10 protein-coding genes and 1 pseudogene are annotated in these 12642 nt (G+C 71.4%); all 11 read right to left on the reverse strand.

Annotation, left to right across the window (positions count from 1 at the left end; all coding sequences use genetic code 11):
* Nucleotides 1-4 precede the first annotated feature (4 nt).
* Nucleotides 5-700 (reverse strand): annotated as a pseudogene (locus tag DX914_RS12280) (cell division protein FtsQ/DivIB); the annotation flags it as partial.
* Entirely contained in the window at nt 697-1674 is a 978-nt protein-coding gene (locus tag DX914_RS12285; protein WP_115859422.1) for a D-alanine--D-alanine ligase, read from the reverse strand. The gene DX914_RS12285 and the pseudogene DX914_RS12280, both read right to left, overlap by 4 nt.
* The gene (gene murC / locus DX914_RS12290; protein WP_425480683.1) at nt 1671-3116 is read right to left on the reverse strand and encodes a UDP-N-acetylmuramate--L-alanine ligase; all 1446 of its coding nucleotides are present in this window, start codon (nt 3114-3116) and stop codon (nt 1671-1673) included. The genes DX914_RS12285 and murC overlap by 4 nt, the downstream gene beginning before the upstream one ends.
* Nucleotides 3113-4225 carry an undecaprenyldiphospho-muramoylpentapeptide beta-N-acetylglucosaminyltransferase gene (murG, locus tag DX914_RS12295; RefSeq protein ID WP_231118258.1) on the reverse strand — a complete coding sequence of 371 codons (1113 nt, stop codon included), beginning with the start codon at nt 4223-4225 and terminating at the stop codon, nt 3113-3115. The genes murC and murG overlap by 4 nt, the downstream gene beginning before the upstream one ends.
* On the reverse strand, nt 4222-5520 hold the full coding sequence (ftsW, locus tag DX914_RS12300) for a putative lipid II flippase FtsW (RefSeq protein WP_115859423.1): 1299 nt from the start codon (nt 5518-5520) through the stop codon (nt 4222-4224). Before ftsW ends, murG begins: the two co-directional genes overlap by 4 nt.
* Complete coding sequence (gene mraY / locus DX914_RS12305; protein ID WP_115859424.1) at nt 5520-6605, reverse strand: phospho-N-acetylmuramoyl-pentapeptide-transferase; 1086 nt, start codon at nt 6603-6605, stop codon at nt 5520-5522. The genes ftsW and mraY overlap by 1 nt, the downstream gene beginning before the upstream one ends.
* Nucleotides 6595-8001: a UDP-N-acetylmuramoyl-tripeptide--D-alanyl-D-alanine ligase gene (locus tag DX914_RS12310; RefSeq protein ID WP_115859425.1), complete on the reverse strand. Its 1407-nt coding sequence runs from the start codon at nt 7999-8001 to the stop codon at nt 6595-6597. The genes mraY and DX914_RS12310 overlap by 11 nt, the downstream gene beginning before the upstream one ends.
* A complete protein-coding gene (locus DX914_RS12315) occupies nt 7998-9458 on the reverse strand; it encodes a UDP-N-acetylmuramoyl-L-alanyl-D-glutamate--2,6-diaminopimelate ligase (RefSeq protein WP_115860154.1) in 1461 nt (486 codons plus the stop codon). Before DX914_RS12315 ends, DX914_RS12310 begins: the two co-directional genes overlap by 4 nt.
* A gap of 14 nt (nt 9459-9472) precedes the next feature.
* Nucleotides 9473-11437, reverse strand: a complete 1965-nt coding sequence (locus DX914_RS12320; protein WP_115859426.1) for a peptidoglycan D,D-transpeptidase FtsI family protein — start codon at nt 11435-11437, stop codon at nt 9473-9475.
* On the reverse strand, nt 11434-11700 hold the full coding sequence (ftsL, locus tag DX914_RS12325) for a cell division protein FtsL (RefSeq protein WP_115859427.1): 267 nt from the start codon (nt 11698-11700) through the stop codon (nt 11434-11436). The genes DX914_RS12320 and ftsL overlap by 4 nt, the downstream gene beginning before the upstream one ends.
* Nucleotides 11697-12635 carry a 16S rRNA (cytosine(1402)-N(4))-methyltransferase RsmH gene (gene rsmH, locus DX914_RS12330; protein ID WP_115859428.1) on the reverse strand — a complete coding sequence of 313 codons (939 nt, stop codon included), beginning with the start codon at nt 12633-12635 and terminating at the stop codon, nt 11697-11699. The genes ftsL and rsmH overlap by 4 nt, the downstream gene beginning before the upstream one ends.
* Nucleotides 12636-12642 lie beyond the last annotated feature (7 nt).

Raw genomic sequence — 12642 nt, forward strand, 5'->3', positions numbered from 1 at the left:
AGGACAGCGCGAATCCATTGGTGTAACGAAGGTCGGCGCGGGCCAGGATCTGCACCCGCTGCGCCAGCAGGCGCGGCATCAGCCGCACGAACCGGCCCAGCCGCGCGCGCGCCTGCTCGCGGCCCACCACCACCTCGGTGCCGCCCGGCGCGGCGCCGTTGACCAGGCCCAGCGTGCAACTGCCGCGCTGGTCGATCTCCACCCGCTGCACTTCCATTCCGATCGGCGCGAACATCGCGCGCGATTCGTTGTACATCGCCACCACCTCGCCCACCCGCGCGTCGGGGCCGGCGAACTGCGGCAGGCCCTTGGGCACTTCGATGCCCTTGGCCGGGAACAGCCGGCCCTGCTCGGACAGCAGGCGGTCGGCGCCCCAGCGCGCGATCGGGCGGTGCTCGACCACGCGCACTTCCAGCACGTCCGGCCAGCGCTTGCGCACCTCGGCGTGCTCGACCCAGGGCAGTTTGGCCACCGCGTCCTGGGCCGTGGCCAGGTCCACGGCGAAGAAGCCACGCTGGGCGTAAGGCAGCAGCGTGCGCCGCAGCAGCGCCTCGTCGACCCGATCGAACTGCCCGGTCACGCGCAGCTTGCGCAGCGGCCACTGGCCGGCGCCGATCCAGCCGTTGAGCACGGCGACCACCGGCAGCGCGACCAGCGCCAGCGCGAGCAGCCAACCGATGAGGCGCAGCATGGCGTTCACGCCGTCGCGCCTCCTTGCACGGTCGCTTCCAGCACGCGCCAGCACAGCTCGTCGTACTCGATGCCGACCTGGCGCGCGGCCTTGGGTACCAGCGAGTGGCTGGTCATGCCCGGCGCGGTGTTGACCTCGATCAGGTACAGCTGGCCGCTGTCGCGGTCGCGCATCACGTCCACGCGGCCCCAGCCCTTGCAGCCGGCGGCGACGAAGGCGCGCATGGCGAAATCGCGGATGCGCGCCTCGTCCTCGCCTTCCAGACCGGGGCACAGGTACTGGGTGTCGTCGGCGATGTACTTGGCGTGATAGTCGTACCACTCGCCCTTGGGCACGATCCGGATCGACGGCAGCGCGGTGTAGCCCTCGCCGTTGATCAGCACGGCCACGGTCAGCTCGTCGCCGATCACCATCTGCTCCATCAGCATTTCGCCGGGATAGCGCGCGGCCAGGTCCACGGCCTCGTCGATGTCGGCGTCCTTGAGCACCCGCGACACGCCCACGCTGGAGCCTTCGCTGGAGGGCTTGATGATCACCGGCAGGCCGATCTTCTGCGCCGCGGCGTGCACGTCCTCGCCCTTGGCGATGCGCTGGTAGCGCGGCGTGGGCAGGCCTTCGGCCAGCCACACCTGCTTGGTCCGGATCTTGTCCATGGCCAGGGCCGAGCCGAGCACGTCCGAGCCGGTGTAGGGCACGCCCAGGGCCTCCAGCACGCCCTGCAGCACGCCGTCTTCGCCGCCGCCCTTGTTGCCGTGCAGGATGTTGAACACGCGGTCGACGCGGCCGGACTGGATCGCCTCGATCAGCGCGGGAATGCCGTCCACCGCGAAGGCTTCCACGCCGCGCGAGCGCAGCGCCTCGAGCACGCCGCGGCCGGAATCCAGCGACACCTCGCGCTCGGCGCTGGTGCCGCCCATGAGCACGGCGACGCGGCCGAACACGGCCGGATCGGTGACGCGGAGCGGAGCGAACTGCAGACTCACTTGGGTTCTCCCTGGAAACCTTGGCTGGCGATCTGCTGCGCGGCGTGGCCGATGTCGCCGGCCCCCATCATCAGCAGCAGGTCGCCGTCGTTGAGCACGTCGGGCAGCACGCCCGACAGTTCGCCGGCGCCGCCGACCACCACCGGATCGATGCGGCCGCGCGCGCGGATCGCGCGCGCCAGCGACTTGGCGTCGGCACCGGCGATCGGCGCCTCGCCGGCCGGGTAGACCTCGGTCAGCACCAGCGCGTCCACCGACGACAGCACCGCGGCGAATTCGTCGAACAGATCGCGTGTGCGGCTGTAGCGGTGCGGCTGGAACGCCACCACCAGGCGCTTGTCCGGCCAGCCGCCGCGGGCGGCGGCGAACACGGCTTCCAGCTCCTTGGGGTGGTGGCCGTAGTCGTCGACCAGCTGCACGGTCGCGCCCTTGGCGGTGCGCAGCTGCGCGAGCAGGTTGAAACGGCGGCCGATGCCGGCGAAGTTCTGCAGCGCGCGCGCGATCGCCTCAGGCTGCACGCCCAGCTGCCAGCCCACCGCGGCCGCGGCCAGCGCGTTCTGTACGTTGTGCCGGCCCGGCAACGCCAGGGTCACCGCGGTGCGGGTGGCGTCGGGCAAGCACAAGGTGAAGCGCATGTGGCCGCCGTGCTGCTCCACGTCCTCGGCGCGCACGTCGGCGGCGGCGTCGAAACCGTAAGTCATCACGTGGCGCGGCGTTTCGGCGGCCAGCGCGGCGACCTTGGGATCGTCGATGCACAGCACCGCCAGGCCGTAGAACGGCAGCCGGTGCAGGAATTCCTCGAACGCCGCCTGGACCTTGGCGAAGTCGCCGCCGTAGTTTTCCAGATGGTCGGCGTCGATGTTGGTGACGATGGCGATCTGCGGATTCAGGCGCAGGAAGCTGCCGTCGCTCTCGTCGGCCTCGGCCACCAGCCACTGGCCGCCGCCCAGGCGCGCGTTGGCGCCGGCGGCGAGCAACTGCCCGCCGATGACGAAGGTCGGGTCGATGCCGCCCTCGCCCAGCACGCTGGCGGCCAGCGAGGTGGTGGTGGTCTTGCCGTGGGTGCCGGCCACAGCGATGCCGCGGCGGAAGCGCATCAGCTCGGCCAGCATCTCCGCGCGCGGCACCACCGGAATGCGCTGCGCGCGCGCTTCCATCAGCTCGGGGTTGTCGCGCTTGATCGCCGACGACACCACCACGCAGTCGCTGCCCAGCACGTTGGCCGCGGCGTGGCCGCGGTGCACCGCGATGCCCAGCGAGGCCAGCCGGCGGGTGACCGCGTTGTCGGCCATGTCCGAACCGGAGACCTGGTAGCCCAGGGTGCACATGACCTCGGCGATGCCGCTCATGCCGGTGCCGCCGATGCCGACGAAATGCACGCGCGGGAACGCCTTGGCCAGGTCGCCCGTGTGTTGCAGCCGGCGGCGCAATGCCGTGCTCATGCCGGCTTCCTCATAGTGGTGGTGATGTCCAGGACGATGGCGGCGACGCGCTCGGCCGCATCCGGCCGGGCCAGCGCGCGCGCCGCCTTGGCCATCTGCAGCAGGCCTTCGCGTTCGCCCAAAATCTCGATGGTGGCCGACAGGCGCTCGGCCAGGTCGCCGCTCTGCGGCAGCAGCTGCGCCGCGCCGCGGTCGACCAGGAACTGCGCGTTCTTGGTCTGGTGGTCGTCCACCGCCTGCGGGAACGGCACCAGCACGCTGCCCACGCCGGCCGCGCACAGCTCGGCCAGGGTCAGCGCGCCAGCGCGGCAGATCACCAGATCGGCCCAGGCGTAGGCGGCGGCCATGTCGGCGATGAAGGGTTCGACCGAGGCGCTCACGCCGGCCTCGGCGTAGGCGCGCTCGGCGTCCTCGCGCAGCTTCTCGCCGCACTGGTGGCGCACTTCGCAGTTGAGCCGGCCGCGCAGCCCGGCCACGGCCTTGGGCACGGCGGCATTGAGCGCGCGCGCGCCCTGACTGCCACCCAGCACCAGCAGGCGCAGCGCGCCGCTGCGGTCGGCGAAACGCTGCTCCGGCGGCGGCAACACCGCGATCGGCGCGCGCACCGGATTGCCGACCACCTGCTCGTCGCGGCCTTCGAAGGTGTCCGGGAAGCCGGTCAGCACCGCGCGCGCGAAACGCGCGAGCACGCGGTTGGTCATGCCCGGCGCGCGGTTCTGTTCGTGCACGACCAGCGGGATGCCGGCCAGTCGCGCGGCGATGCCGCCCGGGCCCGCGGCGTAACCGCCGAAGCTGATCACCGCGCGCGGCCTGCGCGCGCGCAGTACCCGCGCCGCCGCGCGCACCGCGCCCAGCAGCTTGAACGGCGCCGCCAGCAGCGTGGCCGCGCCCTTGCCGCGGATGCCGCGCACGGCGATGGTGTCGATGGCGATGCCCTGCGGCGGCACCAGCCGGGTTTCCATGCCGCCCTCGGCGCCCAGCCACTGCACCGGCGCGCCGCGTTCGCGCAGCGCCTGGGCCACGGCCAGACCCGGGAAGATATGCCCGCCCGTGCCGCCGGCCAGGATCATCACCGGGCGCGTGTCGGAGTCGGCGCCGTGCTGGCTCATGCCGTCCTCCCCAGGCTAGGTTCGATGCGCTGGCGCAGGCGGCTGGTGCCGCGCACCGGGTCGGCGGCCACGCCCGAAGGCAGCGGATTGGCCGTGGCCGGCACGCCCGTCGAGGGCTGCCCGGCTTCGCTGCGCAGGCGCGCGACCTGGCGCTGGGCGCGGTCGAGCTCGTAGGACACGCGCAGCAGCACGCCCAACGCGGCGCAGGTCAGGATCACGCTGGAGCCGCCGGAGGAAATCATCGGCAGGGTCAGGCCCTTGGTCGGCAGCAGGCCCAGGTTCACGCCGATGGAAACGAAGCTCTGCAGGCTCATCCACAGGGCGATGCCAAAGGCGACGTAGCCGGAGAAGTGGCGGCGCATTTCCACGCACTTCAGGCCCAGCCAGAACGCGCGCCCGGCCAGCAGCGCGTACAGGCCGATCACGATGCACACGCCCAGGAAGCCGAACTCCTCGGCGATCACCGCCAGGATGAAGTCGGTATGCGCCTCGGGCAGGTAGGACAGCTTCTGCACCGACGCGCCCAGGCCCACGCCCAGCCATTCGCCGCGGCCCACCGCCATCAAGGCATTGGTCAGCTGGTAGCCGGTGTTGAACGGGTCCGACCACGGATCCAGGAACGAGGTCAGTCGGGTCACCCGGTAAGGCTCGGCGATGGCGACGATGGCCAGCACCGGCAGGCCCACCAGCACCGGGCCGAACATGCGCGGCATGTTGACCCCGCCCAGCACCAGCATGCCGGCGGTGATGGCCAGGATCAGCGAGGACGAACCGAAGTCCGGCTGCATCAGCAACAGCCCCACCAGCACCACGGCCACGCCGATGGGCTTGAGCATCGCGATCCAGGTCGCGGAGATGTCCTCGCTGAAACGCTTGAGGTAGCTGGCCAGCCAGACGATATAGAACAGCTTGACCGCTTCCACCGCCTGGAAGCCCATCACGCCGAAGTTGAGCCAGCGGCGCGCGCCGTTGACGCTCTTGCCCAGGCCGGGCACGAACACCGCCAGCAGCAGCACCACGCACACCAGCAGCAGCAGCTGGCTGTGCTGTTCGATGGTCTTGAGCTCGGTGCGCATCAGCCACGCCGCCGCGACCAGGCCCACCGCCAGGAACATGGCGTGCTTGGTCAGGAAGTAGAACGGCGCCACCTCCAGGCTCTCGGCCACGCCGATCGAGGACGAGCCGACCATGACCACGCCGACGCAGGCCAGCGCGCACGACACCGCCAGCAGCCACGGGTCGTAGCGCCCGTGGATGGCGTCCAGTCGCGTCGCTTGGCGGGCGGCGTCGGTCATCAGCGCACCTTCAAGGTCGCCAGGCCGACCAGCACCAGCACCACCGAGATGATCCAGAAGCGCACGATCACGCGCGGCTCCGGCCAACCCTTGAGCTCGAAGTGGTGATGGATCGGCGCCATCCGGAACACGCGCTTGCCGGTGAGCTTGAACGAGGCCACCTGGATCATCACCGACAGGGTCTCGATCACGAACACGCCGCCCATGACCACCAGCACCAGCTCCTGGCGCACGATCACGGCGATGGTGCCCAGCACCGCGCCCAGCGCCAGCGCGCCGATGTCGCCCATGAAGACCATGGCCGGATAGGTGTTGAACCACAAAAAGCCCAATCCGGCGCCGGCGATGGCCGCGCAGATGATCACCAGCTCGCCCGCGCCCGGCACCTGCGGAATCTGCAGGTAGTTGGAGAACACCGCATTGCCCGAGGCGTAGGCGAACACGCCCAGCGCGCAGGCCACCAGCACCGTGGGCATGATCGCCAGGCCGTCCAGGCCGTCGGTCAGGTTGACCGCGTTGGAAAAGCCCACGATCCAGAAATAGGCGATGGCGATGAAGGTCACGCCCACCAGCGGCAGGGCGATCGTCTTGAACATCGGGATATAGAACGTGGTCGCGGCCGGGGCGTCGGCGGTGTAGTACAGGAACACGCCGGCGGCCAGGCCGAAGATCGACTGCAGCAGGTACTTCCAGCGCGACTTCAGGCCGTTGGGATCGCGGTGCACGATCTTGATCCAGTCGTCGTACCAGCCGATCGCGCCGAAGGCCAGCATCACCGCGATCACCAGCCACACGTAACGGTTGCGCAGGTCGCCCCACAGCAGCACCGAGGCCAGCACCGTCATCAGGATCAGCGCGCCGCCCATGGTCGGCGTGCCGGCCTTGGAGAAGTGGCTCTGCGGGCCGTCCTTGCGGATCGGCTGGCCGCCCTTGTACTGGGCCAGCTTGCGGATCACCGCCGGGCCCCACCACAGCGACAGGCCCAGCGCGGTCAGCGCGCTGAGGATGCCGCGGAAGGTGAGGTAACCGAACAGGCCGAACAGGCTCTGCAGTTGCTCCAGCCAGCGCGTCAGTTCAAGCAACATGCGTCGTCTCCTCCCCTTGCGGCGACGCGTCGCTGGCCAGCAGCGCGGTCACGATCTTGTCCATCGCGCTGCCGCGCGAGCCCTTCACCAGCGCGCGCACGCCGTCGCGCAACTGCGCGCGCAGCGCCTGCGCCAGGGCGTCGTGGCTGTCGTAATGCGTGGCGCCCTCGCCGAAGGCCTGAGCGGCGTAGGCGCTGAGCGCACCCAGGGCGTACAGGCGCTTGAGCCCGGCGTCCTTGGCCCGGCGCCCGGCTTCGGCGTGCATCGCCGCGCCGTCGGGGCCGAGTTCGCGCATGTCGCCCAGCACCAGCCAGCCCTCGCCCTTGCGGCCGTGCGCGGTGGCGTCGGCCAGGGTGTCGATGGCCGCGGCCAGCGAACCCGGATTGGCGTTGTAGCTGTCGTCCACCAGCACCGCGCCGCTGCGCAGGCGGTGGGTGACCAGGCGCCCGGACACCGGACGCGCGGCGTTGAGGCCGGCGGCGATGACCCCCAGCGCCACGCCCGCGCCCAGCGCCAGCGACGCGGCGGCCAGGGCGTTGCGCACGTTGTGGCGGCCGGGAATGGCCAGCGCGATCGCGGCCTCGCCCTGCGGCGTGGTCAGCACGAACCGCGAGCCCTCTTCGTCCAGGCGGATGTCGCGCGCGCCGACGTCGGCGCTGGCGTCCAGGCCGAAGCGGATCAGGCGGCGCCCGTGCGCGCGCTCGGCAAAATACGGTGCGAACGCATCGTCGGCATTGATCGCCGCCACGCCGTCCGGCGGCAGGCTGTCGTAGACCGCGGCCTTGGTGTCGGCGATGGCCAGCAGGCTGCCCATGCGCTCCAGGTGCGCCGGCGCCACGTTGTTGACCAGGGCCACCTGCGCCGGCGCGATCGCGGTCAGATAGGCGATGTCGCCCGGCGCGCCGGTGCCCATCTCGTAGATCGCGTACTGCGCGTCCTCGGGCGCGGCCAGCACCGCCAGCGGCATGCCGATCTCGTTGTTGCGGTTGCCCGGCGTGGCGTAAGCGCGACCGGCCCGCTCCAGGATCGCCTGGGTCAGGTTCTTGACGCTGGTCTTGCCGCTGCTGCCGGTGATGGCCAGGGTGATGGTGTCGCGGCGCTGGCGCTGCACGGCGGCGGCGAAATCGGCCAGCGCGCGTTCGGTGTCGGCCACCACCACCTGCGGCAGCGGCGCGTCCACCGCGCGCGCGACCAGAGCGCCGGCCACGCCGGCGGCGGCCGCGGCGGCGACGTGATCGTGCCCGTCGAAACGCGCGCCCTTGAGCGCCACGAACAGCGCGGCGCCCGCCTCGCCCAAGGCGCGGGTGTCGGTGACCACGGCCGCGACTTGCGCGTCCTCGCCGTGCAGGCGGCCGCCGGTCATGCGCGCGATCTCGCTCAGGCGGATAGGCTTCATCGCCTGGCCTCCAGCGCCGCGCGCGCGACGTCGGTGTCGTCGAAGGGGTGCTGCACGCCGTCGATTTCCTGGTAAGGCTCGTGGCCCTTGCCGGCCACCAGCACGATGTCGTCCGCGCCGGCCTCGGCCACCGCGCGCGCGATCGCCGCGGCGCGGTCGCGCAGCACGATCGCGCGCTCGGGATGGGCGAAGCCGGCGACGATGTCGGCCACGATCGCGTCGCCGTTCTCGCGCCGCGGGTTGTCGTCGGTCACCACCACCAGGTCGGCGCCGGCTTCGGCGATGGCCGCCATCTGCGGGCGCTTGCCGCGGTCGCGCTCGCCGCCGCAGCCGAACACGCAGACCAGGCGCGCGCGCGCGTGGCCGCGCAGCGAGGCCAGCGCCTGCTCCAGCGCGTCGGGGGTGTGGGCGTAATCGATCACCACCAGCGGCCTGCCGCTCTCGCCGCCCAGGCGGTTCATGCGGCCGTGGATGGGCTGCAGCCGGCTCAGGGTGTCGGCGATGCGCTCGGGCGCGTCGCCCAGCGCATACAGCGCGCCGGCCACGGCCAGCAGGTTGTCGACGTTGAAGCGGCCCAGCAGCGGCGACGTCACCGGCCAGGCGCCACCATCGGCGACCAGTTCGAAGCCGATGCCGCGGTTGTCCAGGCGCAGTTCGCGCGCCGACAACGTGGCGCCGTCGGCGCCGCGCGAACTCAGACCCACCGCGCGCACCGTCGCCGGCAGCGCCGCGTGCAGCTGACGGCCGTAGTCGTCGTCCAGATTGATCGCCGCGGCCCGCAGCCCCGGCCAATCGAACAAACGCGCCTTGGCCGCGCCGTAGCTGGCCATGTCGCCGTGGTAATCCAGATGATCGCGGGTGAGGTTGGTGAACACGCCCACGTCGAAATGCACGCCGTCCACGCGGCCCTGGTCCAGCGCGTGCGAGCTGACTTCCATCGCCACCGCGCGCGCGCCGGCGTCGTGCATGTCGGCCAGCAGCTGGTGCAGTTGCAGCACCAACGGCGTGGTGAAACCGGTCGGCACGACCTGGCCGTACAGGCCCGCGCCCAGCGTGCCGATGGTGCCGCAGCGCAGGCCGCGCAGCGTCCAGGCCTGAGCCAGCAGTTGCACGGTCGAGGTTTTGCCGTTGGTGCCGGTCACGCCGACCATGGTCATGGCCTCGCTGACGCGGCCATGGAAACGATCGCCAAGTTCGCCCAGGCGTGCGCGCAGGCCGGGCACGGCGATGGCGTCGTCCGGCGCGGGCAGGTCCTCGGGCGCGGGCGGTTCGAACAGCACCGCGGTGGCGCCGGCGGCGCGCGCCTGGGCGACGAACTTCAGCCCGTGCGCGCCGAAGCCGGCGATGGCGACGAAGGCATGACCGGGACGCACCGCGCGGCTGTCCAGGGTCAGCCCGGTGATGTCGAGCTCGGCCGGCACCGCGGCCACGTCGGGCAGCAGTTCGGCCAGGCGCATGCGGCGGGAGGCGCTCATCGCGCGCCTCCCGTGGGCAGCATCGCGCCGGCCGCGACCGGCGGCAGATCGGCGGGCAGTTCCTCCGGCGTTTCCGCCGAATCCACGTCCACCGGCAGCACCGGCCCGTTGGGCTTGCCGCCGTTGGCCTTGAGCCGCTTGGCCTCGGCCGCGGCCTGCGCCGCCAGCCAGGTGTCGATGTCGTCCGGCGCCACGTCCATCAGGCGCAGCGCGCCTTCCATGACGTTGCGGAACACCGGGCCGGAGACCAGGCCGCCGTAATAGCCGCGCATCGCCGGATCGGGTTCGCTGACCACCACCGCCATCGAGAAGCGCGGGTTCTTCACCGGCACCACGCCGGCGAACAGCGAGATGTACTTGTTGGAATAGCCGCCGGTGGCGCTGAACTTGCGTGCGGTGCCGGTCTTGCCGGCCACGTGGTAGCCCAGGATCGCCACGCCCTTGGCGGTGCCGCCCGGCTCGGTCACGGTCTGCATCATGCGCATGACCTCGCCCGCGATTTCCGGCTCCAGCACCTGGCGCGGCTCGTTGCGCTGGCCGCGCACGAAGGTCGGCGCGATCAGCCTGCCGCCGTTGGCCATGGCCGCGTAGGCCATCGCGATCTGCAGCGGCGTGGCCGACAGGCCGTAGCCGTAGGACATGGTCGCCTTGGTGGTGCCGCTCCAGCGATCCGGCGACAGCACCACGCCGGCCGATTCGCCGGGGAAGCCGCTCTCGGGCTTGCTGCCGTAACCGAAGCTCTTGACGAACTGGTAGTAGTAATCGTTCGGCAACGGCAGCGCGAGCTTGGCCGCGCCCACGTTGGAGCTCTTGGTGATCACGCCGGTGACGTTGAGCACGCCGTAGTTGTGCGTGTCGGTGATGCGGTAGCGGCCGTTGGGCATCCAGCCCGGCGTGGTGTCGACGATGGTGTTGGGCGTGACCCGGCCGGTCTTCAGCGCCGCGGCCACGGTGATCGGCTTCATCGTCGAGCCGGGCTCGACCACGTCGGTCAGCGCGCGGTTGCGGTGGGTTTCGGGATTGCCAGCGCCCAGCAGATTGGGGTTGTAGGTGGGCAGGTTGGCCATCGCCAGCACCTCGCCCGTGTCCACGTCCAGCACCACCGCCGAACCGCTACTCGCGCCGGTTTCCAGCAGCGCGCGGCGCAGTTCGCGGTAGGTCAGGTATTGGATGCGGCGGTCGATGGTCAGGGTCAGGTCCTGACCGGGCTCGGCCGACTTGACCAGGTCCACGTTCTCGATGATGCGGCCGGCGCCGTCGCGGATCACGCGCTTGGCGCCGGGCTTGCCGCGCAGCCAGTCGTCGAAGGCCAGCTCCAGCCCTTCCTGGCCACGGTCGTCGACATTGGTGAAGCCCAACACGTGCGCCAGCGCCTCGCCCTGCGGGTAGAAGCGGCGGAACTCGCGCTGCGAGAACACGCCGGGAATCTTCAGCGCCAGGATGCGGTGCGCCTCGTCCGGATTGATCCGGCGCTTGAGGTACAGGAACTCCTTGCCCGAACGCTGGCTGAGCTTGCGGGTCAGGTGATCCACCGGCACGCCCAGGGCCTTGGCCAGCTCGGGCAGGCGCGCCGGGTTCTTCAGCAGTTCCTTGGGATTGCCCCAGATCGATTCCACCGGCGTGGACACCGCCAACGGCTCGCCGTTGCGGTCGGTGATCATGCCGCGCGAGGTCGGGATCGGAATCTCGCGCAGCGCGCGCGCGTCGCCCTGCTGGCGGTAGAAATCGTTGCCCAGCACCTGCAGGTAGAACGCGCGCCCGACCAGGGCCATGGCGCACAGGCCCAGCGCGCCGCCGACCAGGATCAGGCGGTTGCGCAGGTCGAAGCGCGCGCGGCCGCGCGGCTTGCCGGCGCCGCGATCGCCGCCGCGCGCCGGGCCGGCCTTGCCGCGCTCGCCCAGCAGGCGCTCCAGCGGCCCGCTGCGGCGCTCGTCGCGGCGCGAATCGTCGCGGCGGCTCATGGCTTGATCACCACGGTTTCGGCGCCCTCGGGGAACTTCATGCCCAGGCGGTCGCGCGCGACCTGGTCGATGCGGTTGCTCTCGGCCCAGGTCGCCTGTTCCAGCTGCAGGCGGCCGAACTCGATATTGAGATCGTCGCGCTCGCGGTCGAGCTTGTTGAGCTGGACGAAGTACTGGCGGTGCTGATGGCGCGCATAGACCACGGCCAGGGCCGAGGCCACGTTGGCCACCACCAGCACGGTCAGCAGCAGGCGCCAGGTCATGCCGCGGCCTCCAGCTTCTCGGCCACGCGCAGCACCGCGCTGCGCGCGCGCGGGTTGCCGGCGGTTTCCTCGTCCAGCGCCTTCTGCGCGCCGTCGATGGCACGCAGGCTCGGGGTGAAAGCGACCTCCACCGGCAGGCGGCGGTTGCTCGGCGGCGCCTTGCTGTGACGCGCGATGAACTGCTTGACGATGCGGTCTTCCAGCGAATGGAAGCTGATCACGGCCAGGCGGCCGCCGACGTTCAGGCGCGCCAGCGCGCCGTCCAGCCCGGTCTCCAGGTCGGCCAGCTCGCGGTTGATATGGATGCGGATGGCCTGGAAGCTGCGCGTGGCCGGGTGGATCTTGTCGCCGCGCGGCATCACCGAGGCGATCAGCTCGGCCAGCTGGGCGGTGCGCAGGATCGGCTGCTCGGCGCGGCGAGCGACGAGGGTGCGCGCGATCTTGCGGCTCATGCGCTCCTCGCCGTAGGTCCACAGCACGTCGGCGATCTCGCGCTCGGAGGCCTGCGCCAGCCACTGCGCCGCGCTCTGGCCGCTGTCCGGGTCCATGCGCATGTCCAGGGGACCGTCCTTGCCGAAGCTGAAGCCGCGCTCGGCCACGTCCAGCTGCGGCGAGGACACGCCCAGGTCCAGCAGCACGCCGTCCAGGCCGGCCGCGGCCGCGTCCCAGTCGGCGATATGGGCGAAGCTGCCGCGGAAAATGGACACGCGCGGATCGGCGCCGAACTCGCGTTCGGCCACGGCGATCGCTTCGGGGTCCTTATCCATCAGCAGCAGCCGGCCTCCGGCGCCGAGTTGATCGAGTACGCCGCGCGCATGCCCGCCGCGGCCGAACGTCCCGTCCAGGTACGTCCCACTCCCGTTGACCTGCAGGCCGTCCAGGACCTGCCGATACATCACGGGGAGGTGGCCGGACCGCGCTCCCGGGCGCTCCATGCCACCG

Origin of the sequence: Lysobacter silvisoli, from assembly GCF_003382365.1 — a bacterium.
Lineage (GTDB): Bacteria > Pseudomonadota > Gammaproteobacteria > Xanthomonadales > Xanthomonadaceae > Lysobacter > Lysobacter silvisoli.